At 71.8% G+C, this 24,143-nt stretch carries 25 protein-coding genes; 15 read left to right on the top strand and 10 right to left on the bottom strand.

The window, feature by feature from the left end:
* Together GA0115234_RS12555 and GA0115234_RS12550 are read left to right on the top strand one after the other, a co-directional pair.
* Positions 1 to 915 carry a carbohydrate ABC transporter permease gene (locus GA0115234_RS12555; protein WP_093540982.1) on the top strand — a complete coding sequence of 305 codons (915 nt, stop codon included), beginning with the start codon at positions 1 to 3 and terminating at the stop codon, positions 913 to 915.
* Positions 912 to 1,835, top strand: coding sequence for a carbohydrate ABC transporter permease (locus GA0115234_RS12550; protein ID WP_176729146.1), 924 nt, complete (start codon positions 912 to 914; stop codon positions 1,833 to 1,835). The genes GA0115234_RS12555 and GA0115234_RS12550 overlap by 4 nt, the downstream gene beginning before the upstream one ends.
* Positions 1,836 to 1,982: 147 nt before the next feature.
* On the opposite strand, the gene GA0115234_RS42300 is transcribed toward GA0115234_RS12550, so the two are convergent.
* On the bottom strand, positions 1,983 to 2,159 hold the full coding sequence (locus GA0115234_RS42300; RefSeq protein WP_176729145.1) for a hypothetical protein: 177 nt from the start codon (positions 2,157 to 2,159) through the stop codon (positions 1,983 to 1,985).
* Positions 2,160 to 2,369: 210 nt separating this feature from the next.
* Here GA0115234_RS42300 and GA0115234_RS12540 point away from each other — a divergent pair, with 210 nt between their 5' ends.
* Positions 2,370 to 3,407: an NUDIX hydrolase gene (locus GA0115234_RS12540; RefSeq protein WP_093540980.1), complete on the top strand. Its 1,038-nt coding sequence runs from the start codon at positions 2,370 to 2,372 to the stop codon at positions 3,405 to 3,407.
* Here GA0115234_RS12540 and GA0115234_RS12535 read toward each other — a convergent pair.
* Positions 3,366 to 4,076 (bottom strand): MBL fold metallo-hydrolase, encoded by a 711-nt coding sequence (locus GA0115234_RS12535; protein WP_093540979.1) that lies wholly within the window; start codon positions 4,074 to 4,076, stop codon positions 3,366 to 3,368. The genes GA0115234_RS12540 and GA0115234_RS12535 overlap by 42 nt on opposite strands.
* A gap of 220 nt (positions 4,077 to 4,296) precedes the next feature.
* Positions 4,297 to 5,661 carry a dipeptidase gene (locus GA0115234_RS12530; RefSeq protein WP_093540978.1) on the bottom strand — a complete coding sequence of 455 codons (1,365 nt, stop codon included), beginning with the start codon at positions 5,659 to 5,661 and terminating at the stop codon, positions 4,297 to 4,299.
* Between the two features lie 183 nt (positions 5,662 to 5,844).
* On the opposite strand from GA0115234_RS12530, the gene GA0115234_RS12525 reads away from it, so the two are divergent.
* Entirely contained in the window at positions 5,845 to 7,059 is a 1,215-nt protein-coding gene (locus tag GA0115234_RS12525) for a geranylgeranyl reductase family protein (RefSeq protein WP_176729144.1), read from the top strand.
* Positions 7,060 to 7,115: 56 nt separating this feature from the next.
* On the opposite strand, the gene GA0115234_RS12520 is transcribed toward GA0115234_RS12525, so the two are convergent.
* Positions 7,116 to 7,568, bottom strand: coding sequence for a nitroreductase family deazaflavin-dependent oxidoreductase (locus GA0115234_RS12520; RefSeq protein WP_093540976.1), 453 nt, complete (start codon positions 7,566 to 7,568; stop codon positions 7,116 to 7,118).
* A gap of 128 nt (positions 7,569 to 7,696) precedes the next feature.
* Between GA0115234_RS12520 and GA0115234_RS12515 the strand changes: the two genes are divergently transcribed.
* From GA0115234_RS12515 to GA0115234_RS12505, 3 genes are all read left to right on the top strand, one after another.
* On the top strand, positions 7,697 to 8,431 hold the full coding sequence (locus GA0115234_RS12515; protein ID WP_093540975.1) for a TetR/AcrR family transcriptional regulator: 735 nt from the start codon (positions 7,697 to 7,699) through the stop codon (positions 8,429 to 8,431).
* Positions 8,432 to 8,537: 106 nt separating this feature from the next.
* Positions 8,538 to 9,791 carry a sensor histidine kinase gene (locus tag GA0115234_RS12510; RefSeq protein WP_093541007.1) on the top strand — a complete coding sequence of 418 codons (1,254 nt, stop codon included), beginning with the start codon at positions 8,538 to 8,540 and terminating at the stop codon, positions 9,789 to 9,791.
* A complete protein-coding gene (locus tag GA0115234_RS12505) occupies positions 9,788 to 10,453 on the top strand; it encodes a response regulator (RefSeq protein WP_093540974.1) in 666 nt (221 codons plus the stop codon). The genes GA0115234_RS12510 and GA0115234_RS12505 overlap by 4 nt, the downstream gene beginning before the upstream one ends.
* A 102-nt stretch (positions 10,454 to 10,555) precedes the next feature.
* On the opposite strand, the gene GA0115234_RS12500 is transcribed toward GA0115234_RS12505, so the two are convergent.
* Positions 10,556 to 12,061, bottom strand: a complete 1,506-nt coding sequence (locus GA0115234_RS12500) for an MFS transporter (RefSeq protein ID WP_093540973.1) — start codon at positions 12,059 to 12,061, stop codon at positions 10,556 to 10,558.
* Between the two features lie 87 nt (positions 12,062 to 12,148).
* Between GA0115234_RS12500 and GA0115234_RS12495 the strand changes: the two genes are divergently transcribed.
* Positions 12,149 to 12,550, top strand: a complete 402-nt coding sequence (locus tag GA0115234_RS12495; protein ID WP_093540972.1) for a MarR family winged helix-turn-helix transcriptional regulator — start codon at positions 12,149 to 12,151, stop codon at positions 12,548 to 12,550.
* A 94-nt stretch (positions 12,551 to 12,644) separates the two neighbouring features.
* On the opposite strand, the gene GA0115234_RS12490 is transcribed toward GA0115234_RS12495, so the two are convergent.
* Both GA0115234_RS12490 and GA0115234_RS12485 read right to left on the bottom strand, forming a co-directional pair.
* Positions 12,645 to 13,400, bottom strand: coding sequence for a maleylpyruvate isomerase family mycothiol-dependent enzyme (locus tag GA0115234_RS12490; protein ID WP_093540971.1), 756 nt, complete (start codon positions 13,398 to 13,400; stop codon positions 12,645 to 12,647).
* Between the two features lie 42 nt (positions 13,401 to 13,442).
* Positions 13,443 to 14,666 carry an MFS transporter gene (locus GA0115234_RS12485; RefSeq protein WP_093540970.1) on the bottom strand — a complete coding sequence of 408 codons (1,224 nt, stop codon included), beginning with the start codon at positions 14,664 to 14,666 and terminating at the stop codon, positions 13,443 to 13,445.
* Positions 14,667 to 14,774: 108 nt separating this feature from the next.
* On the opposite strand from GA0115234_RS12485, the gene GA0115234_RS12480 reads away from it, so the two are divergent.
* The 6 genes from GA0115234_RS12480 (at position 14,775) to GA0115234_RS12455 (ending at position 21,174) form a co-directional block, all read left to right on the top strand.
* On the top strand, positions 14,775 to 15,989 hold the full coding sequence (locus GA0115234_RS12480; RefSeq protein WP_093540969.1) for an ROK family protein: 1,215 nt from the start codon (positions 14,775 to 14,777) through the stop codon (positions 15,987 to 15,989).
* Between the two features lie 184 nt (positions 15,990 to 16,173).
* Positions 16,174 to 16,605 (top strand): DUF7144 family membrane protein, encoded by a 432-nt coding sequence (locus GA0115234_RS12475; protein ID WP_237541286.1) that lies wholly within the window; start codon positions 16,174 to 16,176, stop codon positions 16,603 to 16,605.
* Between the two features lie 135 nt (positions 16,606 to 16,740).
* Positions 16,741 to 17,310: a YdeI/OmpD-associated family protein gene (locus tag GA0115234_RS12470; RefSeq protein WP_093540968.1), complete on the top strand. Its 570-nt coding sequence runs from the start codon at positions 16,741 to 16,743 to the stop codon at positions 17,308 to 17,310.
* A gap of 257 nt (positions 17,311 to 17,567) precedes the next feature.
* Entirely contained in the window at positions 17,568 to 17,849 is a 282-nt protein-coding gene (locus GA0115234_RS12465) for an SHOCT domain-containing protein (protein WP_093540967.1), read from the top strand.
* On the top strand, positions 17,846 to 18,604 hold the full coding sequence (locus tag GA0115234_RS12460) for an ABC transporter ATP-binding protein (protein ID WP_093540966.1): 759 nt from the start codon (positions 17,846 to 17,848) through the stop codon (positions 18,602 to 18,604). Before GA0115234_RS12465 ends, GA0115234_RS12460 begins: the two co-directional genes overlap by 4 nt.
* 5 nt (positions 18,605 to 18,609) lie before the next feature.
* Positions 18,610 to 21,174, top strand: coding sequence for an FtsX-like permease family protein (locus GA0115234_RS12455; RefSeq protein WP_093540965.1), 2,565 nt, complete (start codon positions 18,610 to 18,612; stop codon positions 21,172 to 21,174).
* 76 nt (positions 21,175 to 21,250) lie between these two features.
* Here GA0115234_RS12455 and GA0115234_RS12450 read toward each other — a convergent pair whose 3' ends face one another.
* The gene (locus GA0115234_RS12450) at positions 21,251 to 21,772 is read right to left on the bottom strand and encodes an ATP-binding protein (protein ID WP_256088712.1); all 522 of its coding nucleotides are present in this window, start codon (positions 21,770 to 21,772) and stop codon (positions 21,251 to 21,253) included.
* 186 nt (positions 21,773 to 21,958) lie between these two features.
* Positions 21,959 to 22,276, bottom strand: a complete 318-nt coding sequence (locus GA0115234_RS12445) for a hypothetical protein (RefSeq protein WP_093540964.1) — start codon at positions 22,274 to 22,276, stop codon at positions 21,959 to 21,961.
* 204 nt (positions 22,277 to 22,480) lie between these two features.
* On the opposite strand from GA0115234_RS12445, the gene GA0115234_RS12440 reads away from it, so the two are divergent.
* A complete protein-coding gene (locus GA0115234_RS12440; RefSeq protein ID WP_093540963.1) occupies positions 22,481 to 23,611 on the top strand; it encodes a PLP-dependent cysteine synthase family protein in 1,131 nt (376 codons plus the stop codon).
* Between the two features lie 30 nt (positions 23,612 to 23,641).
* Here the strand turns inward: GA0115234_RS12440 and GA0115234_RS12435 are convergent, their stop codons facing one another.
* Positions 23,642 to 24,121, bottom strand: coding sequence for an SRPBCC family protein (locus tag GA0115234_RS12435; RefSeq protein ID WP_093541004.1), 480 nt, complete (start codon positions 24,119 to 24,121; stop codon positions 23,642 to 23,644).
* Positions 24,122 to 24,143: the final 22 nt, after the last annotated feature.

Here is a 24,143-nt window from a genome sequence, read left to right as displayed (position 1 = left end):
GTGTCGTTCCTCTCGACCCGGCGCACCGGACGGCGGGCCGCGCGGCGGTTCACCGGCCGCGACCTCGCCGTCATCGGTGTGCTGCTGGGCATACCCGTCCTGCTCGACGTCGCCGTCGTCTGGGGGCCGACCCTCGCCTCCGTGGTGCTCTCCTTCACCGGCTGGGACGGCATCGGTGACATCAAGTGGGTCGGCACGCAGAACTACGAGAACCTCTTCACCAACTACCCGCAGTTCTGGCCCGCGGCCCGGCACAACCTTCTCTGGCTCGCTTTCCTCGGCCTGGTCGCCGCACCGTTCGGGCTGCTGCTGGCCGTGCTCATCGACCGGGGGGTGCGCTTCAGCCGCTTCTACCAGTCGACGCTGTACATGCCCGTCGTGCTCTCCCTCGCCGTGGTGGGTTTCATCGCCCAGCTGGTCTTCTCCCGCGACCAGGGCGCCCTCAACGCGGTCCTCGGGGACACGGATTCACCGACGGACTGGCTCGGCGACCCCGACCTCAACATCTGGATGGTGCTGCTCGCCGCCGCCTGGCGGCACACCGGCTATGTGATGATCCTCTACCTCGCGGGGCTGAAGGCCGTCGACCCCTCGCTGAAGGAGGCCGCGGCGATCGACGGGGCGGGCGAGGCCCAGACCTTCTTCCGCGTCGTCCTCCCCACCCTGCGACCGGTCAACGTCATCGTCGGCGTCATCACCGTCATCGAGTCCCTGCGCGCGTTCGACATCGTGTACGCCGTCAACCACGGCCGCAACGGACTCGAACTGCTCTCGGTGCTCGTCACCGACAACATCATCGGCGAGGCCAGCCGGATCGGCTTCGGCTCCGCCATCGCCGTGGTCCTGCTGGTCGTCTCCCTGGGATTCGTCGCGACGTATCTGGTCCAGGAGCTCCGAGGGGAGAAGAACCGTTGACCGTCCAAGCCGCCCCCGCCCGCCCCGTCGCACCGCCGGCGCCGCCGGTCCCCGCCGCCCGGCGCCGGATCCGGCCCGGCCGGATCGGCGTCCACGCCTTCCTGATGGCGGTCTCCCTCGCCTTCCTCGCCCCACTCCTGCTCGCGGTGTACGCGTCGCTGCGGCCGTACGACGAGACCTCGGAACACGGCTACTTCTCGCTGCCGCGCCATCTCTCCCTGGACTACTACCGGCAGGCGTTCTCCGACTCCGGCATGACGAAGTACTTCGTCAACACCATGATCATCGCGGTCCCGGGGGTGCTCGTCACCCTCTTCCTCGCCTCGTTCGTGGCCTTCGCGCTGGCCCGCCTGAGGATGCGCGGCGGGCTCGTCCTGCTGATGTTCTTCACCGCCGGGAACCTGCTGCCGCAGCAGGTGATCGTGACGCCCCTCTACGTGGTGTTCAACCGCATCCCGCTGCCCTACTGGATGTCCGACTCGATGACGATGTACGACTCGTACTGGGCCGTCGTCGTCGTCCAGATCGGGTTCCAGCTCGGCTTCTGCGTCTTCGTCCTGGCCAACTTCATGCGCACCCTGCCGCAGGAGATCCTGGAGGCCGCCATCGTCGACGGCGCGGGCGTGTGGACCCAGTACTGGCGGATCACCCTGCCCCTGTGCCGCCCCGCCCTGGCCGCGCTCGGCACGCTCCAGTTCACCTGGATGTACAACGACTTCCTGTGGGCGCTGGTCTTCATCTCCGACGGCGACAAGCTCCCCATCACCTCGGCACTGAACAACCTCAGGGGCCAGTTCTTCACGGACTACAACCTGCTCGCCGCGGGTTCGGTGATCGTCGCCCTGCCCACGCTGGTGGTCTTCCTCCTGCTCCAGCGCCACTTCATCGCGGGGCTCACCCTGGGCGCCAGCAAGGGGTAGGGGATGCCGCAGCGGCCGCCCGGGGCGGATCCCCCTGCTCCGTTGGTGACGGAATGGTGAGGAAAGGGGGGAGGCCGGGTGCCTCTTCCCGGGCCGGTTCCGGCCCGTTCGGTCGGCCGGGGCCCGGCACCGGACCGGGCCCCGGCCTCAGCGGCCCCGGTCCGGCGACTGCTGTGGGACGACGACCAGGAACGCGTCCTGCTCCAGATCCATCACCACCTCGGCCGCCACGCCCTCGCAGCGGCGGGCGGCCGCGAACTCCTCCGCAGGCCAACTGCCCCGTGGCCCTCCCGCGGGAAACCGCTCAAGCACTGTGCGCAGCACGCTGCACCCCCTGGTCGTCGGGTCGGCTGTCCGCTCCAACGACCCTGCCGCGTCCCCGTTACGGCCGTGCGTACGACCGGACGCATGCGACCGGGCGCACGGCCCGCGGGCATCGGACGGTTCCGTTCGGGAAACAAGCATCGCCACAGCCGGGTTTTCGCGGCAGGGTGTTGCGGGCAAGCCACAGGGGGCTACGGAAGAGGGGGAACCGTGATCGTCTGGGTCAACGGCGCGTTCGGTGCGGGCAAGACGAGCGCCGCGCGTGAACTGATCGATCTGATCCCGAACAGCACCTTCTACGACCCCGCACTCATCGGCGCGGGGCTGCGGCATCTGCTGCCCCAGAAGAAACTCGCCGAAGTGACGGACTTCCAGGATCTGCCGATCTGGCGGCGTCTGGTCGTGGACACCGCGGCGGCGCTGCTCGCCGAGGTGTCCGGGGTGCTGGTGGTGCCGATGACTCTGCTGCGACAGGAGTACCGCGACGAGATCTTCGGGGGGCTGGCCTCCCGGCGCATCCCGGTGAGCCATGTGCTGCTCTCACCTGAGGAAACGATCCTGCGGCAACGGATCGCCGACCGGGTGGAGTACCCCGACGACCCGGAGCACAGCGAACGGGTACGGCAGTGGGCCTACCAGCACATCGAGCCCTACCGGGCGGCACTCGGCTGGCTCACCCGGGACGCCCACCTCATCGACTCCGGGGCGCTCACCCCGTACGGAACGGCCGAACGGATCGCCGAGGCGGTCAGCAGCGGCACGGCCACCCCGTGCGAGATCGTGCAGACACCCGAGCCGACCGCGGAGACCGTGGCGGCCGGCGTCCTGCTCTTCGACGAGTACGACCGGGTGCTGCTCGTCGACCCGACGTACAAGCCCGGCTGGGAATTCCCCGGCGGAGTGGTCGAGTCCGGCGAGGCACCGGCCCAGGCCGGGATCCGTGAGGTGGCCGAGGAGATAGGCATCCGTCTGGACCGGGTGCCGAAGCTCCTCGTCGTCGACTGGGAGGCACCCCGGCCGCCCGGCTACGGCGGCCTGCGGCTGCTCTTCGACGGCGGGCTGCTGACCGGGTCGGACGCCGAGCGGCTGCTCCTGCCCGGATCCGAACTGCGCGGCTGGCGGTTCGTCACCGAGGCGGAGGCGGCCACCCTGCTGCCCCCGACCCGGTACGAACGGCTGCGCTGGGCACTGCGCGCCCGTGAGCGGTCAGCCGTGCTCAATCTGGAGGCCGGGGTCCCGGTCGACTGAGGCCCGCATCGCCGCGGCGGCGCCGGGGGTGACCGGGTCGCCGTGCCCGAAGCAGGCCGTGGCCGGCTCCAGCGCGGCCAGCCGCCGGAAGGAGGTCATGGCCTGCTCCGGGTCGATGTTGAAGACGCCGAGGATCACCCGGTCTACCCTGGCCACGCAGTCCCCGGTGAACAGCACACCGTGGTGCGGCAGATGGATTCCGATGGAGCCGGGGGTGTGGCCCGGGGAGTGGACCACCCGGGCGCCCTGGCCGAACCCGAGCTCGTCGCCGTCGGCCAGTTCGCGGTCGACCCGGGTCGGCGGGGCGGGGGGAACGGTCCGTGTGTGCTCCCACAGCGGGAGTTCCCAGTCGAGCAGGACGGGTTCGGCGATCTCCTCCTCGCCCCGGATCACCGCGGCGTCCAGCCGATGGGCCATGATCTCGGCGCCGTGCCGGTCGGCGAGCTCCTGTGCGGCGCCGTAGTGGTCGATGTGCCCATGGGTGATGACGATCCGGGAGATGTGGCCCGGGTCCAGGCCCAGGCTGCGCACCCCGTCCTCGATCGCGGGCGCCGCATTGATGTCGCCCGCGTCGATCAGTGTCAGATCGGCCCCGTCACGCCACAGATAGGCCTGGCCTATGGGGAAGCGGAACATGTGGAGCTGGGGGAGTACCTCGACGAGATCCATGCCACGAACGTACGCGGACGGACTGCCCGTAGTCCCTGGTCTACGCTCTGGGCGAGCTTCGCCGAACGCGTAGCGCGGCGGCGCCCGGCCGGCTCCCGTCCCCGTGGTCACGGCACGGGCCCGCCGAACCCGGCTGCCGGCACCAACCCGTGGGGGCGGGACCGGCCGGGCCCTGCGAGCGGGGGGCCCGCAGGGACACGGCGGCACCGGTGGCGCGAGATCAGGCCCGCTTGGACTCGGCGTAGTTCCGCAGGAACAGGGCCTCGGCGAGCGACAGGCGCTCCAGTTCCTCGGGCGACACACTCTCGTTCACCGCGTGGATCTGCGCCTCCGGCTCGCTCAGGCCGATCAGCAGGATCTCCGCCTCCGGGTAGAGGGCGTCGAGGGTGTTGCAGAGCGGGATCGAGCCGCCCATACCAGACGTCTGCATCTTCTCGCCCGGGTACGCGGCCTCCATCGCCTGCGCCATCGAGGTGTACGCCGGGCTGGAGGTGTCCGCGCGGAACGGCTGCCCCTGGCCGACCTGTTCCACCGCGACCCTGGCCCCCCACGGGGCATGGGCCTCGAGGTGGGCGGTCAGCAGTCCGGTGGCCTCGACGGCGTCCTGGCCCGGCGGGACCCGCAGGCTGATCTGGGCCCGCGCGCTCGCCTGCACGGACGGCGTCGCGCCGACCACCGGCGGGCAGTCGATGCCGATGACGGTGACGGCGGGCCGGGCCCAGATGCGGTCGGCGACCGTACCCGTGCCGATCAGCCCGACACCGTCCAGGACCTTGGCGTCCTTGCGGAAATCCGCCTCCGGGTACTGGAGCCCGTCCCATTCGGTGTCCGTGGCGAGCCCGTCGACGGTCGTGGTGCCGTCCTCGGCGCGCAGCGACGCCAGCAGCTGGATCATCGCGGCCAGCGCGTCCGGGGCGGCGCCGCCGAACTGCCCGGAGTGCAGGTTCCCTTCGAGGGTGTCGAGCGTGACCCGCAGCATCGTCATGCCGCGCAGCGTCGCGGTGACCGTCGGCAGGCCGACCCGGAAGTTGCCGGTGTCGCCGATGACGATGGTGTCGGCCGCCAGCAGTTCGGGGTGCGCCTCCGCGTACCGCTCCAGACCGCCGGTGCCCTGCTCCTCGGAGCCCTCGACGATCACCTTGACGGAGACCGGGACGCCGCCGTCGGCCTTGAGGGCGCGCAGGGCGAGCAGGTGCATGATGAAGCCGCCCTTGCAGTCGGCCGAGCCGCGGCCGTACCAGCGGCCGTCGCGCTCGGTCAGCTCGAACGGCGGGGAGAGCCAGGCGGACTCGTCGAGCGGCGGCTGTACGTCGTAGTGCGCGTAGAGCAGCACCGTCGGGGCGCCGGCCGGACCGGGCAGGAAGCCGTAGACCGACCGGGTGCCGTCGGGAGTGTCGAGCAGGGCGACGTCCTGGAAGTCCTCGGCGCGCAGCGCGTCGGCGACCCAGTCGGCCGCCGCCTCGCACTCGCTCTTCGGGAACTGCGCGGGGTCCGCCACCGACTGGAAGGCCACCAGCTCGGACAGCTCCGCCTTGGCACGGGGCATCAGCGAGGCGATGGTCTCGGAAATCGGACGGGCGGTCATGGGCACGCTCCTCGTGGGTGCGACGTTATGTGTACGTATCCGGCTACATGGACGCCGGGTGTGCGGCGTCGCATGCAGGACGAACGTACGGTCGATCCTCCCACAGCGGGGGTCGGGAGCAACGCGCCGTAGGATGCCGTGAGCAGCATGGGCCACTGGTGGGATCGGGAGCAGAAGCACATCGTGAGCAGCGAGAACGCAGACGCCGTACAGGAGCACGAAGAGTCGTCCGTGTGGGATGTCGTCGTAGTCGGTGGCGGACCGGCCGGGGCCTCCGCGGCATACGCGGCGGCAGTCGCCGGCCGACGGGTGCTGCTCCTCGAAAAGGCGGAGCTTCCCCGGTACAAGACATGTGGCGGCGGCATCATCGGGTTTTCACGGGATTCGCTGCCGCCCGGATTCGAACTGCCGTTGCGGGACCGGATCCACGCGGTCACGTTCTCGCTCAATGGCAGACTGACGCGGACCCGCCGCTCCAAGCGGATGCTCTTCGGGCTGATCAACCGCCCCGAGTTCGACGCGGGGCTGGTCGAGGAGGCGCAGAAGGCGGGTGCCGAACTCCGCACCGGGGCGACGGTGACGAGGGTGGAGCAGCACGGCGCCTCGGTGCCCGACCGGCGCACGGTCGCCGTGGTGCTGTCCGGCGGCGAGACGGTCCTGGCCCGCGCGGTGGTCGGTGCCGACGGAAGCGCGGGGCGGATAGGAGCCCATGTCGGGGTGAAGCTCGACCAGGTGGACCTCGGCCTGGAGGCGGAGATCCCGGTGCCGGCCACGGTCGCGGAGGACTGGGCGGGGCGGGTGCTGATCGACTGGGGCCCCATGCCCGGCAGTTACGGCTGGGTGTTCCCCAAGGGTGATGTCCTGACGGTCGGTGTGATCTCGGCACGGGGTGACGGGGCAGGGACCAAGCGGTACCTGGAGGACTTCATCGCACGACTCGGCCTCGCCGGTTTCGAGCCGAAGATCTCCTCCGGGCATCTGACGCGCTGCCGCAGCGACGACTCGCCGCTGTCACGCGGGCGGGTGCTGGTGTGCGGCGACGCGGCGGGGCTGCTGGAGCCGTGGACCCGCGAAGGGATCTCCTTCGCGCTGCGGTCGGGGCGGCTCGCCGGTGAGTGGGCGGTCCGGATCGCGGAGTCGCACGACGCGGTGGACGCCCGGCGCCAGGCGTTGAACTACGCGTTCGCCATCAAGGCGGGCCTCGGTGTCGAGATGGGCGTCGGGCGCCGGATGCTGAAGCTGTTCGAGCGCCGCCCCGGGGTGCTGCACGCGGTGCTGACGGGATTCCGCCCTGCCTGGAACGCGTTCGCCGGGATCACCCGCGGAACGACCTCGCTCGGCGAACTGGTCCGTACGCATCCGCTGGCGCAGCGGGCGCTGTCCGCGATGGACCGCTAGAGCCTTTCGTTCGGACCGTGCCGGGCTCCCGGCGCTGTGGAGGGCCGACCGCACGGTCAGCCCTCCACAGCGATCCGGAAGACGGGGTGGTCGGGGCAGGCCGCCAGGAGTTCGGCGTCCGAGGACTTGGCGGTGATGCCCTTGAAGTACTCGTTGACCTCCCAGCCCCACCGCTTCAGGTAGGTGCGGATGATCCGTGCCTTCTGCTCGTCGTCCGCGATCTCCACGGCCGTGAAGGCATGGACCTTCCGGCCCACCCGCAGCTCGCCGCCACCGGCCGCGCGCATGTTGCGCACCCACTGGGAGTGCCCCCGGGCGGAGACGAGGTACTGCGTGCCCTCATGGGTGTGGGGGTTCACGGGTACGCGCTGCATCTGCCCGCTCTTGCGGCCGCGCACCGACAGCTCGGCCGAGCCGAACAGGCTGAGGCCGCGGCGGGCGAGCCAGCCGACGATGCCGTTCATCCGGACGTTGAGGGCGCTGCCCTGAAGGTAGTACGGCTGAGACATGGTGACTCCCCAAGGTTCTGAGAGCGGTGCTCTCGCTTGAGATCAGTGTGCACGGGAACGGTGCTCAAAATCAAGAGCAGTGCTCTTGTTATTGGTCAGTGCTCTGCTCTCGTGGCAGAATGACGCCCATGAGCACTGTCCGAGGAGCCAGGGAACGGGCCCGCATCGAGGTCACCGCAGCTATCAAGGACGAGGCGAAGAAGCAGCTCATGGCCGAGGGCGCCGCGAAGCTGTCGCTGCGCGCCGTCGCCCGGGAGCTCGGGATGGCGTCCTCCGCCCTCTACCGCTACTTCCCCAGCCGGGACGAGCTGCTCACCGCCCTGATCGTCGACGCGTACGACTCCGTGGGCGAGTCCGCGGAGGCCGCCCACCGCACCGCCCGCGCCGAGGCCGCCACCCATGTCGCCCGCTGGATCGCGGTCACCCGCGCCGTACGGGAATGGGCCCTGGCCCACCCTCATGAGTACGCCCTGATCTACGGTTCGCCCGTACCCGGCTACACCGCGCCGCAGGCGACGATCGGCCCCGCCTCCCGTGTCGGCCTCGTCCTGATCGCCGTGGTCGCGGACGCCTACCGCACGGACGGTCTGGCCCTGCCGCCGCTCGCCGACGACCTGCGCGCCGAGGCCGACCGGATGGTCGCCGAATTCGCCCCCGGCCTTCCGCCCCAGGCCGCCACCCCGCTGATCGCCGCCTGGTCACAGCTGTTCGGGCTGATCTCCTTCGAGGTCTTCGGACAGTTCCACAGGGTGGTGGAGGACAGGGAGGCCTTCTTCCGGGAAGCCGTCACCGAACTGGCCCGCACGGTCGGTCTGCTCGGCGGCGGGGCGGCACGACGGCCGGCGGGAACGGCCGGGCCGTGACCGAGCACCCCCGCCCGGCCCCCGGCGGCGTACTCCCCACGGAGTACGGGTGATCACCACGCCCGGCTGACGCCCCTGCCGGGGCGCGCGGTCTAGCGTGGCCGACATGGAAGAGCAGCGCTCACACGGAAGTGGCGGCGGTCCCCCCTGGGCGCACGGCGAACCGCCGCGGTGGCTGACCGGGGCGCCGGGGGGCTCCGCCGCCCGGATGCCCTGGCCGTCGACGATCCTGCTGGGCGCCGTCGTCATGATCGGTTCGACCATCGCGGCCCGCGGGCAGCTGGACGAGCGGGCCCCGCTGGACCTCTTCGCGCGGCTGCTGCTCTTCCTCGCCGTCGCCGTGCTCCTGCTGCGCCACCGGCACCCCGTGGCGGCGGCCTTCGGCAGCTCGGCCGCCGCGATGATCTATCTGGCGGCCGGTTATCCGTACGGGCCGGTCTTCCTGGCCGTCGCCGTCGGCTGCTTCAGCGCCGTCGTCTCCGGGCACCGGCGGGCCGCCTGGTCCGCCGTCGGCATGGTGTGGCTGGGACACGTCCTGATGGTGCACTGGCTCTACCGCTGGCTGCCGCCCTCCGACGACCACGGGGCGCCCTGGGGGCAGGAACTGGGCATCGCGGCCTGGGTGGTGGCCATCGTCGCCGCCGCCGAGTTCGTCCGCGTACGCCGTGAGCAGTGGGCGGACCGACGGGCGGAACGGGAGGCGGCGGAGCAGCGCCGGGCCGACGAGGAACGGCTGCGGATGGCGCGCGAACTCCATGACGTCCTGGCCCACAGCATCTCCGTCATCAACGTCCAGTCGAGCGTGGGCCTCGCGCTGCTGGACTCCGACCCCGAGCAGGCGCGTGCGGCGCTCACCACCATCAAGGCGGCGAGCAAGGAGGCACTGGGCGAGGTCCGTCAGGTCCTCGCCACCCTGCGTACCCCCGGGGACGCCCCCAGGGCTCCGGCTCCCGGACTCGACCGGCTCCCCGAACTCGTCGAGCAGGCGGCGAGCGCCGGACTGACCGTCACCGTCGAGACCGACGGTGTACGGCCGTCGGTGCCGCCCGGCGCGGACCTCGCCGCCTTCCGCATCGTGCAGGAGGCGCTGACGAACGTGGTCCGGCACTCCGGATCGCGTACCGCGCGGGTCCGCATCGGCTACGGACCTGGCCGCCTCCGGCTCCGTATCGACGACGAAGGGCCCGCCACCGACGGCGAAGCCGGAGGCAGCGGCAACGGGCTGGCGGGGATGCGGGAGCGGGCCGCCGGACTGGGTGGCACGATCGAGGCGGGCCCCCGGACCGGCGGCGGCTTCCGGGTACGGGCCGAGCTTCCGCTGCCGTCCGGCACGGGGGCGCACCAGGAGGAGACACCGTGATCCGCGTACTGCTCGCCGACGACCAGTCCCTGGTCCGGGCGGGCTTCCGGGCCCTGCTGGACGCCCAGCCCGATATCGAGGTGGTGGGGGAGGCCGCGGACGGCGCGGAGGCCGTGCGTCTGGTGGGTGAACTGCGGCCGGACATCGTACTGATGGACATCCGGATGCCGCGCCTCGACGGCCTCGCCGCGACCCGCTCCATCACCGAGGACGCCCGGCTGGACGGGGTCAAGGTGGTCATGCTCACCACCTTCGAGCTCGACGAGTACGTCTTCGAGGCGATCCGGTCCGGAGCATCGGGCTTCCTCGTCAAGGACACCGAACCGGAGGAACTGCTGCGCGCCGTACGCGCCGTGGTGGGCGGTGACGCCCTGCTCTCGCCGGGGGTCACCCGCCGCCTGATCGCCGAGTTCGCGGCCCGCTCCAAGGAGCCCGCGGCGGCGACCGGGCTGAGCGGGCTCACCGAACGGGAGCGGGAGGTGATGGCGCTCGTCGGCATAGGGCTCTCCAACGAGGAGATCGCCCGGCGACTGGTCGTCAGCCCGCTCACCGCCAAGACCCATGTCAGCCGCACCATGGTGAAGCTGGGCGCCCGCGACCGGGCCCAGCTCGTCGTACTCGCCTATGAGTCGGGGCTGGTCCGGCCGGGCTGGCTCGGCTGACCCGGACACGGCGGAGGGCGCGGTACGGAGCGGGGGCACAGGTGCGGGGCCCGTACGGCGGGCAGGCGCCCCGGGCCCCGCACCTTCCCCCTCGCCAGGTGGTCAGTCCCGCACGGACACCTTCGGTGCGGGGGTCGTCGCCCCGGCCCCGGCGGTCCGGTCCCTCTCGGACGACGCGACCAGCACCGTGTGCTGAACGGGCCGGACGCGCCGCAGACCGGTGAGTGTGATCAGCAGTCCGGCGAAGGCGACCGCGGTCACCACGACCAGGCCGGGCCGGTAGCTGTCCAGGACCGCCTGACGTGATCCGTCGCCGTTGCCGTGCGCCGTGATCACCGCGGTCACGACCGCCAGGAAGATCGCGCCGCCGACCTGGATCGAGGTGTTCAGCAGCCCCGAGACCATGCCCTGCTCGTCGTCGTGGACCCCGTTGGTCGCCTGGATGTTGAGCGAGGGGAAGGTCAGTGCGCAGGCCGCGCCGAGCAGCAGCATGGAGGGCAGGATCACCACGGCGTACGACGGGGTGAGGGTGATCCGCAGGAAGAGCGCGTAGCCGATGACGAGGAACGTGAAACCGGCCGCGATCACACGCGGTGTCCCGAACCGGTCCACCACATCCCCGATCTTCGTCGAGGAGAGGGCGACCAGCACCCCCGCGGGCAGGAAGGCCAGCGCGGTCTCCAGCGCGGACCAGCCCAGCAGCGACTGCATGTACTGGGTGACGAGGAACTGGAAGCCGACGTAACTGCCGAAGAACGCCGCGGCGCCCAACTGCGCCCTGACCTGGCTCCCGGAGCGCAGCACCCCGAGACGGATCAGCGGGTTCGCGGTGCGCCGCTCGATGGCGATGAAGAGGGTGAGCAGTACGGCGACGGCGAGGAACGACAGCAGGGTGCGGGCGGAGGTCCAGCCGGCCTCGGGAGCCTGTACGACCGTGAAGACCAGCAGCAGCATGGCGGCCGTGCCGGTGACGGCGCCCGGCAGGTCGTAGCCGCGGTGGGTGTCCTCGCGCTCGCTGTGCGGGATCAGCCGGAGGCCCGCGACCAGGGCGATCAGGGCGATCGGGGCGGGCAGCAGCATCGTCCACCGCCAGGACAGCTGGGTGAGCAGGCCGGAGAGGACCAGGCCCATGGAGAAGCCGGTGGCCGCGCAGGTGGTGTAGATGGAGAGGGCGCGATTGCGCTGCGGGCCCTCCTTGAACGTGGTGGTGATGATCGAGAGGCCGGCCGGCGCGGTGAACGCGGCGCTGAGTCCCTTGATGAAGCGGCTGGCGATCAGCAGCGGCCCGGAGTCGACGAAACCGCCGAGCAGCGAGGCGAGGGCGAAGACACCGAGCGCGACGAGGAAGACCTGCCGCCTGCCCAGCAGATCGGCCGCCCGGCCGCCGAGGAGCAGCAGTCCGCCGTAGCCGAGGATGTAGCCGCTGACGATCCACTGGAGCGTCGAGGTGGTCAGTCCGAGATCGTCGGCGATGGACGGCAGTGCGACGCCGACCATGGAGACGTCGAGAGCGTCCAGGAACATCGCGGCGCAGAGCACGAGCAGGGTGCCCCACAGCCGGGGGCTCCAACGCTCGTGGGAATCGGGGACGTTGAGCGAAGAGGTCATGAGGAGCACGGTACATGCGCATGCATTGAATGCAAGTGCATTTAATTCCCGTGCAACAATTGGCCTCATCTCTGCTAACGTGCGGTCATGGCAGCGAAGAAGTCCGAGCGGATGCTCGTCGACGAGTGGCGGGACATCCTCGCGTTGCACGCCAGGACGCTCTGTGAGCTCGACCGCGAGCTGCACCACCACGGCCTCGGCGCCAGCGATTTCGAGGTGCTGGACGTCCTGGCGGAGGGGGCGCCCGAGGATGGCGGATCCGCCTGTCGTGTACAGGAGCTGGCTTCCCGGGTCCATCTCAGCCAGAGCGCGCTGTCCCGTCTGGTCGCGCGGCTGGAGAAGGACGGGCTCGTGCGCCGGGGGATGTGCAGCGAGGACCGGCGAGGCGTCCGGGTGGAGCTGACGGCGAAGGGCCGGGAGCGCCATGCCGAGGTGAAGCCGTTGCAGCGGTCGGTGCTCGACCGGATGCTGAACGGCCCCGGGGAGTGAGTGCGGCGTCGGAACGGGCCGCGGCCGGGTCCGGCGTCGGAGCGGTCCGGGAAGCCGGTCGCCGCGCCGACCACCGGCTCGCCCCGGCCGGTCGTCAGGACCAGGTGACCCCGGATTTCTCGCGCCAGATCCGGGCGGGCTCCGGATCGTCCGTCACACGGACCGCCGAGGGCGGCAGCCGGTTCCAGAGCGTCAGGTAGAGCTCCCCGGCCGGCCCGGTCAACTCGCAGTCCACGGCCCCCTCTTCGGGCGCCCCGTCCGCCCGCACGGCCTGCGGCGGCTCCGGCGAGAGCCGTACGGTCCAGACGGCACCGGTGTCGGTGGCGCGTACCCGGAGAGTGCGCGGTGCCGAGGTGCGCACCCGGCTCTTCGGGCGGGCGTGGAACCCGCGCAGCAGCTCGTCGATCCCGTCCACCGCGTGAGCGGCCGGGACCGGCGAGCGCCGCCCGCCGCGCGCCGACTCCGCGTCCACCCGGTGGATCGTGGTCTCGTGCGCCTGCCGCCGGGCCCAGAAGGCGAGGGGGGACGGGGCGGGAAGGAAGGCCCAGCACTCCAGCCCGGCCGGTGCGGTCTCCAGCGCGTCCACCAGGAGGCCGTGCCCCTCGCGGAACCAGTCGAGCAGTTCCGGCCCGTCCAGATCCGGCTCCCCGATGTCGGGGAGGTACGAGGTGTGGCCCTCGGCGACGAAGGCGGTGGCCCAGCGGTGCACCATCCCGGTGTGCCGCAGCAGGTCGCGCACCCGCCAGTCCGGACACGTCGGCACCTGCGCCCCGGTCCCCGCCTCCTGCGCGGCCATCGCCAGCAACTGGCCCTCGGAGGCAAGGGACTTGATGTGGTCCGTGATATCCATGGCTTCGATGGTGCCAGCGGTCCGGCCGCCCGGCGCGGTGAGTCAGCTCATCTGCGCGTGGGTCGCGTTGCGCGCTCCGTACCCCAGCGCCGCGGCGGCGACGGCCAGCAGCGTCACCGTGGTGAGCGCCACCGGGAGCGAGAACCAGTCGGTCAGGAAGCCAATGGCGGGCGGCCCGAGCAGCATGCCGCCGTAGCCCAGCGTCGACGCGGCGGCCACTCCGCCGGGCCCGGCCAGCTCACCGGCCCGGCCGACCGCGACCGGGAAGATGTTGGCCAGGCCGAGACCGGTGACGGCGAAGCCGAGGAGAGCCGGCCACGTGGTGGGGGCGAGTGCCCCGAGCAGCATCCCGGCCGCGGCTGTCGCGCCGCCCATGACGAGGGTGCGGGTCTGGCCGAGCCGTTCGAGCAGCGCCGTACCGCTGAGCCGGCCCGCCGTCATGGCCAGCGCGAACAGCGAGTAGCCGGCGGCCGCGACGCCGGGACGGGCGTTCAGGTCCTGTTCCAGATGGAGGGCGCCCCAGTCGGCCAGCGCGCCCTCGCCGTACGCGGTGCAGAGGGCGATCACACCGAACAGCAGCACCAGCCGACGGGCCCTTCCGCTCAACCGCCTCGGCGGTTCCGGGGCATCGGCCCCGACCGCGGGCCGGGGTGCCGGGTGGCGCAGCAGTACCGGTCCGGCCACCGCCGTGACCAGTAGCCCGGCCCCGGTGAGGACGAGGAGATGGCTGGCGGGGGAGAGGCCGCCCGCGACCAGTGCGCCGAGTCCGGCGCCGACCATTCCGCCGAGGCTGAAAGCGCCATGGAAGCTGGGCATCACGGGGCGCCTCAGGGCGGCGACCAGATCGACCGCGGCACTGTTCATCGCCACGTTCATCCCGCCGTACGCGGCACCGAAGACCAGCAGGACCAGGCCGAGCGCGAGCGCCGAACTCGTCTGCGCGGGCAGCGCGATGGCGAGGGAGAGCAGGACGCCGCAGACCACGGTCACCGGATGGCTGCCGAAGCGGCGGCACAGCCGGCCGGTGAACATCATGGTCACCACCGCCCCGGCGGAGACTCCGAGCAGGGCGAGGCCCAGGGTGGCGGCGGAAGCACCGGTCTGGTGCTTGATGGCCGGGATGCGGACCACCCAGCCGGCGAAGAGGAAGCCGTCGAGGGCGAAGAACACGGTCAGGGCGGTACGGAGGCGGGCCGACGGAGCTGCGGCGGGGTTTCCGCCCGGTCCCCCCGGTAGGGCCGTCCGCAGTTTGTTTAGTTGCGGCACAAACTCAGCATAGGGGCGCCACGACAACGGGCGCAAGACGGCTGCCGGCGATACGGTCGCGCCACCGGGGCGTCAGGAGCGCCCCGGGACCGTGGGAGACTCGCCCCCATGAACGGCAAGGTGTCCACCACCCGGACAAAGTTGGAGAGGGGCCGCAGCGCGCTCGGACCCGCGCTGGAACTGGTCCACACCGGACGCGCGCCCACCCGCGCCGTCCTCACCTCCGAGCTCGGCGTCACCCGGGCGACGGCCGGCGCGGTCGCCGCCGAACTGGAGGCGCTGGGTCTGATCCAGGTGGATTCCAGGCCAGGTTCCGCGGCCGGCTCGCAGGGCCGCCCCTCGCACCGGCTGTCGGTCCGGGAGTCCGGACCTGTCGCCATCGCGGCCCAGGTCCACGCCGACGGATTCCGGGCGGCGCTCGTCGGGCTCGGCGGACGGCTCGTCGCCACCGCACCCGGCTGTGTCACCGTCACGGCGGACCCGGCGCAGGTCATCGGCGAAGTGGTGGACGACTGCGCCCGGTTGCTGCGGGACAGCGGACTGCGCTGCGTCGGCGCGGGCCTCGCGGTGCCCTCGGCGGTCGCCGAACCGGAGGGCACCGCGCTCAACCCGCTGCACATCGCCTGGCCGGCCGGTGCCCCGGTGAGCGAGATCTTCGCCGACTGCGTACGGGAAGCGGGCATCCCCGGACCCGCGTTCACCGGGAACGACGTCAATCTCGCCGCGCTCGCCGAACACCGGCACGGCGCGGGCCGCGGCGCCCAGCATCTGCTCTGTGTGGCCACCGGCCACCGGGGAGTGGGCGGCGCCCTGGTCCTCGACGGCCGCCTGCACACCGGGAGTTCGGGACTCGCGCTGGAGGTGGGTCATCTCACGGTGAACCCCGAGGGGCGCCCCTGCCACTGTGGCGGGCGCGGCTGCCTGGACGTCGAGACCGACCCGCTGGCCTTCCTCGTCGCCGCCCGCCGCGAACCCGGTCCGGAGGAGTCGCTGCTCAAGCAGGCCGGCGATCTGCTGCGCACGGAGTACGAGGACGCGGCGGTACGGGGCGCGGCCGAGGAACTGATCGACCGGCTCGGCCTCGGGCTCGCGGGTCTGGTCAACATCCTCAACCCGGACCGCATCATCCTCGGCGGACTGCACCGCGCCCTGCTCGACGCGGATCCGGAGCGGCTGCGTGCGGTGGTCGCCGACCGCAGCCTGTGGGGGCGGAGTGGCAGTGTGCCGATCCTGCCGTGCACGCTGGACCACAACAGTCTGGTGGGCGCGGCGGAACTGGCCTGGCAGCCGGTACTGGACGATCCGCTGGCCGCACTGGCCTGACAGGGGCGCCGAGCGGCCCTACGTCCCCGCGGCACCCGGTGTCGTACGGGTCCGCCGTCGCCTCCCCGCGACGGGTCCTCCAGTCGCGGCGCCGATGGATTGCGGTGATCCTGGCAGTGGAGCGTGGTCGGCTTCGCGCGGGCAGTGTGCGTCGGTGACCGCGCTGTACAGGAAGGCGACGGCCATGGCAGCGATACCGGACAGCAATCGGCCGAGGCATGGGGCGCCCGACGGCGAAAAGGCCAACGGCGCGTCCCTGTTCGCCGGGGCCGCGCTGATGCTCAGCGGGCCGCTCAGCATTCTGATGGGCGCCGCGGGCATCGCACAGGACACCCTGTTCGCCGTCTCGTCCCATTACGCCTACCGATTCGACGTGACCACGTGGGGCGTGATCCACCTCGTGATCGGAGTGGGGCTCGTCGTCGCCGGTCTGGGAGTCCTGCTGAACAAGAGCTGGGGCCGCGGGGCCGGTGCGGCAGCCGCGGGGATCAGTCTGATCTCCCAGTTCATGTTCGTTCCGTACTACCCGGCCTGGGCCATCCCCATGATGGCGCTCGACCTCATGATCGTGTTCGCGCTGACGAGGCTCCAGGTCGGAGTCGGCGGCGGTCAGTGAATCCGGACAGGACCATCGCCGGAAGGAACCGTGCCCGAACACCACCGCGAGCCCTCGCCGCATCCGCGGCGGGGCTCTTACGTTGTGCCGCGCTCTCCTGACGGACGCTCTGCCGCCGCCGCATAGCATGAGGACATGGACGAGATCGGCGGTGTCGAGGTCGTGGCCTTCGCGGACGGCGAGGCGTTCGAGGGCTGGTTGGAGGCTCACCACGCACGGCACGAAGGCGTGTGGGTCAAGGTCGCCAAGAAGGGCTCCGACATCGCGTCCGTGACAGCCGACGAACTGGTCGACGTGGGGCTGTGCTGGGGCTGGATCTCGGGTCAGCGCCGGTCGCTCGACGCCTCGTACTACCTGCAGAAGTATGTGCCGCGGCGCCCCAGGAGCCTGTGGTCGCAAGTCAACGTCGACAAGGTCGCCGCGCTGGCGGCCGAGGGCCGGATGCGCGAGCCGGGCCTGGCGGAGGTGCGCAGGGCCCAGGCGGACGGACGTTGGGCCGCCGCGTACGCGCCGCAGTCGACGGCCGCGGTGCCCGACGAACTGGCGGCGGCGCTGGCGGCGGATACCCGGGCGGCGAAAGCCTTCGCGGCACTCGACAGGACCGCGAAGTACCTGGTGCTTCTGCCCTTGCTCCAGGCCCGGACTCCCGAGGGGCGCCGAGCCGCGGCCGAACGCGCGGTGTGGGCGTTGGCCGCCGACGCGTAGGCGGATCGCTGCTGCGATGACGGTGCCGTGGATCTCGTAGGCCCGCAGGTCCTTCGGTTCCGGGACCGTGTGCCTGGCGCAAAACAACGCCCGTACGCCCCGGGCGCCTTCGGGAGCAGCCACACAGGCGCCACGTACTCCCGAGGAGGTACGCACACGGCCGCTGGCCGTACGACGACTCGGACCCCTTTTCGGGCGAGGCTCGCAAGCGTCGGGAAACCCCGACCCCGAACCCCGAACCGAGGGAGCCGACCGAGATGAACACTCTGGCGCACAGCGGTGGACCCGGGCCCTGGATCCTGTTCTTCCCGCTCTTCTGGGCGGCTGTCGTCATCGGCGGTGTCGCCTTGCTGCGCCGCACCGTGTGGCGCGGCCGAGGAGGACCCTGGCAGACCCGGGAGACAGCTGCCGAATCCTCACCGATCACCCTGCTCGGCCGACGCTTCGCGTCCGGCGAGATCGACGAGGACGAGTACGAGCGCCGACTCTCCGTCCTGGACGAGCAGTTCGGCCGCGGCAGCAAGGGAGGCGTGGCATGACCACCTCCGATCCCGCCACCGCCGCCCGGGTCGTCGACGCCGTGAAGCTCCACGGCACGGGCGACACCCGGGTCAGGGCCCTGGACGCGGTGAGCGTCGACTTCCCGGCCGGACGCTTCACCGCGATCATGGGGCCCTCCGGCTCCGGCAAATCCACCCTGATGCACTGCGCCGCCGGACTCGACACGCTCAGCTCGGGCTCCGCCTTCATCGGCGACACCGACATCAGCACGCTCGACGATCGCAGACTCACCCTGCTGCGCCGACGCCGCATCGGCTTCGTCTTCCAGTCCTTCAACCTGCTGCCGACGCTCACCGTCGCCGAGAACATCACCCTTCCCCTCGATCTCGCGGGGGAGCGGCCCGACCCGCAGCGGCTCGACGTCCTCGTCGACACCGTCGGGCTCCGGGACCGGCTGCACCACCGGCCCGGCGAGCTCTCCGGCGGACAGCAGCAACGGGTCGCGGTGGCACGGGCCTTCGTGGGCAGCCCCGATGTCGTCTTCGCCGACGAACCGACCGGCAACCTCGACTCCCGCTCCGGTCAGGAAGTGCTCCGGCTGCTCGGCCGCACCGTCCGGCAGACCGGCCGCACGGTCGTCATGGTCACCCATGACCCGGTCGCCGCCGCCCAGGCGGACGAGGTCGTCTTCCTCGCCGACGGCCGACTCGTCGACCGGATGCCCGACCCCACGGCGGAGCGCGTGCTCGACCGCTTCAAGGCCTTCGCGCCCCATCCCTCCCGCAGGCGGTGACGGCATTGAACGGCACCCGTGCCTCCCTGCGCCTGGGCATCTCCTCGCTCCGCGCCCACAAGCGCCGCTTCGCCGGTACGTTCGTCGCCGCCCTGCTCGGCGTCTCGTTCCTCACCGGGACACTCGTCATGGGCGACACCCTGCGCGCGAGCTTCGGCACCATGTTCGCCGCCGCCGACGCCGGGACCGACGCCGTCGTGCGCGGCTCCGACGTGGTCACCGTCGCGGGCGAGACCCAGGGCACCCGGCAACCGGTGAACACCGCGCTGCTGAAGCGGATCGAGCGGACGCCCGGCGTCGCCGCGGCGGCCCCCGACATCCAGGGCGCCGGCCAGCTCATCGGAGCCGACGGCAGACCCATCGGCGGTCAGGGGCCGCCCACCCTCGCGGGCAACTGGATCGGCGACCCGGAACTGAACCCGTACCGGCTCGCCGCCGGACGCGCCCCGGCCGCACCCGGGGAGGTCGTCGTCAACCGCGGGGCCGCCGACCGGGGCGGACTCAGGATCGGCGACACGACCGTGCTGCGCACCCCCGACCCCGTGCACGTCACGATCGTCGGACTGGCCACCTTCGGCGGCCAGGACGGCATGGGGCAGGTCACCTACACGGCGATGACGCAGACCGACGCGGAGAAGCACCTCACGCCGAAGCCCGGCGAGGCATCGGCCATCCAGGTCCGCGCCGGGCCCGGCACCAGCCAGCGGGAACTCGTCGCCGCACTGCGGCCCGTCCTGCCCAAGGGCGTCGAGGCCGTCACCGGACAGGCCGCGGCCGCCGAGAACCGGGACATGATCTCCGGCGCCTTCCTCGGCCTGTTCACCACTCTGCTGCTGGTGTTCTCCGGCATCGTGCTGCTCGTCGCCACGTTCTCCATCCACAACACCTTCGCGATCGTCGTCGCCCAGCGGACCCGTGAGAACGCCCTGCTGCGCGTCCTCGGCGCCTCGCGTCGGCAGGTCGTCGCCTCGACGCTCGTCGAGGCGACCGCGGTCGCCGTGACCGCCTCGGCCGCGGGTCTGGCCGGCGGTATCGGCCTCGCCGCCGGGCTGCGGGCCCTGTTCCCCGTCGTCGGGTTCCCCTTCCCCGACGGGGCGCTGGTGATCGGCGCCGTCTCACTGCTGCTGCCGCTCGGCGTGGGTGTCCTGGTCTGCCTCGGCTCCGCCGTCCTGCCCGCCGTCCGGGCCGGGCGCACCGCCCCGCTCGCCGCCCTGCGCGAGAGCGCAGTCGACGACTCCGGGGCGTCCCGGACGCGGACCCTCACCGGGCTCGTGCTGCTGGTGGCCTCCGTCGGCGCCGTCCTGACCGGCACCCTGGCCGTCCCGTCCGTCCGGCTGTCGGCCATCGGCGCGGTGTCGTCACTCGTCGCGTTCGTGGTCCTCGGCCCGGTCGCCGCCACATACGCGGTACGGGCCCTCGGCGCCCCGCTCGACCGGCTGCGCGGTGCCGGCGGCCGACTGGCCGGGCGCAACGCCCTGCGCAGCCCCCGGCGGACCGCGTCCACCGCGACCGCGCTGATGATCGGTGTCGCCGTGGTCTCCCTGTTCACCGTCTTCGGCGCATCACTGAAGGCGACCATGAACCGGACCGTCGACCGCTCCTTCGCGGGAGATGTCGCCATCAGCGCGCCCGCTTTCGGGGCCGGTGGCAGCGGACTCAGCCCCCGGCTCGCCCCGGCCGTCGACCGGCTGCCGCAGGTCGCGACCGCCGTCGGCCTCGGCAAGGGGGTCGCGGAGGTCGACGGCACGGGACGCGCCCTGACCGTCACCGACCCGGCCGCGCTCGGCAGGGTCTTCGACCTAGGCCGGGTCGACGGCTCGCTGACGGGGCTGGGCACGAACGGGATCGCCCTGTCCCGCACCGAGGCCGCGAAGCGCGGCCTGCACCCCGGCTCCACCACCCGGCTCGCCTTCACCGACGGCACGCGGCAGGCATTCACCGTCCGCGCCGTCTACGACCGGTCGGAGTTGGCAGGCGACTACGTCATCACCCGCCGGGCCTGGGCCCCGCACCGCGCCCAGGACTCCGACTCGCTGATCGCCGTCTCCTTCGGGCCCGGTGTGTCCACCGCCGACGGCAAGGCGGCGGTCGCGAGGACCGCGGCGGCGTACGGCAACCCCGATGTGCAGACCCGCGCGGAGTACGCGCAGTCCTCGGCCGGCGGCATCGACATGATGCTCACCCTGGTCTACGCCCTGCTGGCGCTCGCCGTACTGATCGCCCTGCTGGGCATCGCCAACACGCTCACCCTCGCCCTCCACGAACGCACCAGGGAGATGGGCCTGCTGCGAGCGGTGGGACAGACCAGGGGCCAGTTGCGCTCGATGGTCCGCTGGGAATCCGTCCTGGTGGCCGCGTTCGGCACGGCGGGCGGCCTGCTGCTCGGCGGCTTCCTCGGCTGGGTCCTGGTCAGGGCGTCCGCGGGCGACACCGCCGTCGCCTTCGAGCTGCCGCCGCTGCGCCTCCTGGTGGTCGCTCTGGTGGGCGTATCCGCCGGAGCACTGGCGGGCCGGCGCCCGGCCCGCCGGGCCGCACGGCTGAACGTGCTCCGCGCGATCGCCGCCGAGTGACGCGAGGTGAGGGAGGGGCGGGACGTCGTAGCGCGCCTCACCCCTCTCCACCACGCCGGTCCCGGCCGCCGGCAGGTCAGCCCACCACCGCCGACCGCGCGACGGAAGGCGCGCCGCTCTCCAGGAACGTGACGGGGCCCAGCTCGAACGGCCCGTCGGTGGTCGCCCCGTACACCGGATGGGGCGGCAGCGCGGCGCACCGGGAAGGCGCCGAAAGGGTGAACCAGACGACCTTCCCGGCCCCGCCGCTCGGTCGGACGCCCCAGCTCTCGCTGACGGCGGCGATCAGTGCGAGCCCGCGTCCCGACGTACTGGACATGCTGGGCTCGCGCACGGTCGGCAGCCGTGGGTCGTGGTCATGGACGGACACCGTCAGCCGTTCGAGCAGCAACTCGATCTCGACGGTGCATGATTTGTCCGGCTGGGCATGCCGGTGGACATTGGTCAGCAGTTCGGTGACGCCGAGCGCCGCCTGGTCGATCAAAGGATCGAGATGCCAGTAGCGCAACTGCGCCGAGATGATTCTGCGGACCTGACCGATCCGCGACGGCAGGGCCTGGAGCTCCACCGTGCAGTGCCTGCTTGGCTCGCTGATCACGGCTGCGACTCCCCGAAATAGGTCCGGAAGAAGACGAAGGAACGGATCCGGCAGCCGACCGGCTGCCGATCCGGCCCCGGCGGTGTGGATCACACTGTCACCGCCGGTGAACCATGAGTGACGAGTCCAATGTCACCCAGGGGTCACTGCTCCGCAACTCGCGGTCTCCGGGTGCCGCCGTCCGGCTCAGGTCATCCGTCCGCCCGCGCTGCGCAGCGTCTCCAGGAACCGGCGGGTCGGGCCGGTCCGGTCCGGCCCGCGGTTGCGCTGGCCCATCGTCAGCCGGTATCGCGTCCCGTTGAGGCGGGCCACGGCGGCCCCGGCCCCGGCGAACCACGGCCTGCCCGCGCTCACCGTCACCACCGGGGCGCTGTCGATCTCCCGTCCGTTGCTGGTCAGCAGGGCCAGCCTGCCGTCCTTGACGACCACCTGCCCGGCCCTCGTGAGCGAGCGGGCCCACCGCTCGATCCGTACCCCCGTCGCACTGAACTCCGTTTCCGGCATGGCTGCTTCGCCCCCTTCGTGACGCTTCTGATGGGAAGTCTGCACAAACCGGGAGCGGCGCGCCAGGCCGCGTCCGGACCGGAATCGCGGCTGTGGGGTCCGTCGACGCCAAGGCAGGGCTATGGAGCATCAAAGTGAACGTTTGTGCAGGTGGGGGGAATAGGTTATGGGGGAGAGTGACGGGACACGAGGAGGAGCGCGCTGATGGGCACCGAGAAGCGGGAAGACGGCGGGCGGGCCGCGACGACGATCGACATCGACCGTTCCGACGCCGGGTACCGGGCCTGGCTCAAGGAAGCGGTGCGCAAGGTCCAGGCCGACGCCAACCGCTCCGCCGACACCCATCTGCTGCGCTTCCCGCTGCCCGAGGCATGGGGCATCGACCTCTACCTCAAGGACGAGTCGACGCATCCCACGGGCAGTCTCAAGCACCGGCTGGCCCGCTCGCTCTTCCTCTACGGGCTCTGCAACGGCTGGATCCGGCCGGGCAAGCCGGTGATCGAGGCGTCCAGCGGTTCGACGGCCGTCTCGGAGGCGTACTTCGCCAAGCTGATCGGGGTGCCGTTCATCGCCGTGATGCCCCGCACCACCAGCCCCGAGAAGTGCCGGCTGATCGAATTCCACGGCGGCCGATGTCATTTCGTCGACGACTCGCGGAAGATGTACGAGGAGTCCGCCACGCTCGCCGCGGAGAGCGGTGGCCACTACATGGACCAGTTCACCTACGCCGAACGGGCCACCGACTGGCGCGGCAACAACAACATCGCCGAGTCGATCTACCAGCAGCTGAAGCTGGAGCGCTATCCGGAGCCGACGTGGATCGTGGCCACGGCCGGCACCGGTGGCACCTCGGCGACCATCGCCCGCTATGTGCACTACATGCAGTTCGACACCCGGATCTGCGTACCCGACCCCGAGAACTCTTGCTTCTTCGACGGCTGGACCCAGCACAATCCCCTGGCCACCAGCGACTGCGGCTCCCGGATCGAGGGCATCGGCCGGCCCCGGATGGAGCCGAGCTTCGTGCCCGGCGCCATCGACCGGATGATGAAGGTGCCGGACGCGGCCAGCATCGCGGCCGTGCGCGCCCTGGAGAAGGCCATCGGCCGCAAGGCCGGCGGCTCCACCGGCACCGGACTGTGGAGCGCGTTCAAACTGGTCGCCGAGATGGTCGGACGGGGCGATACGGGCAGCGTCGTCACCCTGATCTGCGACCCGGGCGACCGCTACCTCGACAAGTACTACTCCGACAGCTGGCTCGCCGGACAGGGCCTGGACATCGCCCCGCACACGGCGACCATCGAATCGTTCCTGGCCGACGGCAACTGGCCCTGACCAGCCCCACTCACCGGGGCGCGGTGACGCTCAGGCCGCGGACCCGGTCAGCCGCCGGTCGAGCGTGCGCACCGCGGTCCGGAAGGCCCGGCCCATCCCCGGCCGGGCCAGCCGCAGGACCAGCCGATACGCCGCGGAACCGTCCGCGGCGAACGTCCACTGCACCCGTGTGCCGGTCCCGGCCGGGGTGAGCCGCCACTCCTCCAGCAGGGCCCGCATCCCGGGGGCGTTGCACCGGTCGGCCCGGTAGGCGTACCGCTCGCCGGGCTCCGCGGCCAGGATCGTCTCGCCGATCACGAAGCCGCCCTTGAGCCGGACCTCGCGTCCCGCGCCGCCCTCGGTGGGCCGGGCGGCCGTCACCGCGGTGAACCAGCCGGGCCAGCCCGGCACGTCATCGGCGAGCGCGCGGTAGACCTTCCCGGGAGCCGCGGACACCTCGGCGGCGAAGACCAGCCGCACCGGAGCGGCATCGACGAATTCGAGCTCCACGGAACGGAGTCGGCGGGCCATGGAACGCACCTCCCGTGCGGTC

Origin of the sequence: Streptomyces sp. DvalAA-43 (assembly GCF_900091725.1) — a bacterium.
GTDB lineage: Bacteria > Actinomycetota > Actinomycetes > Streptomycetales > Streptomycetaceae > Streptomyces > Streptomyces pulveraceus.
The sequence above is the reverse complement of the archived record's forward strand: the minus strand, read 5'-3'. Positions and strand labels throughout refer to the sequence as shown.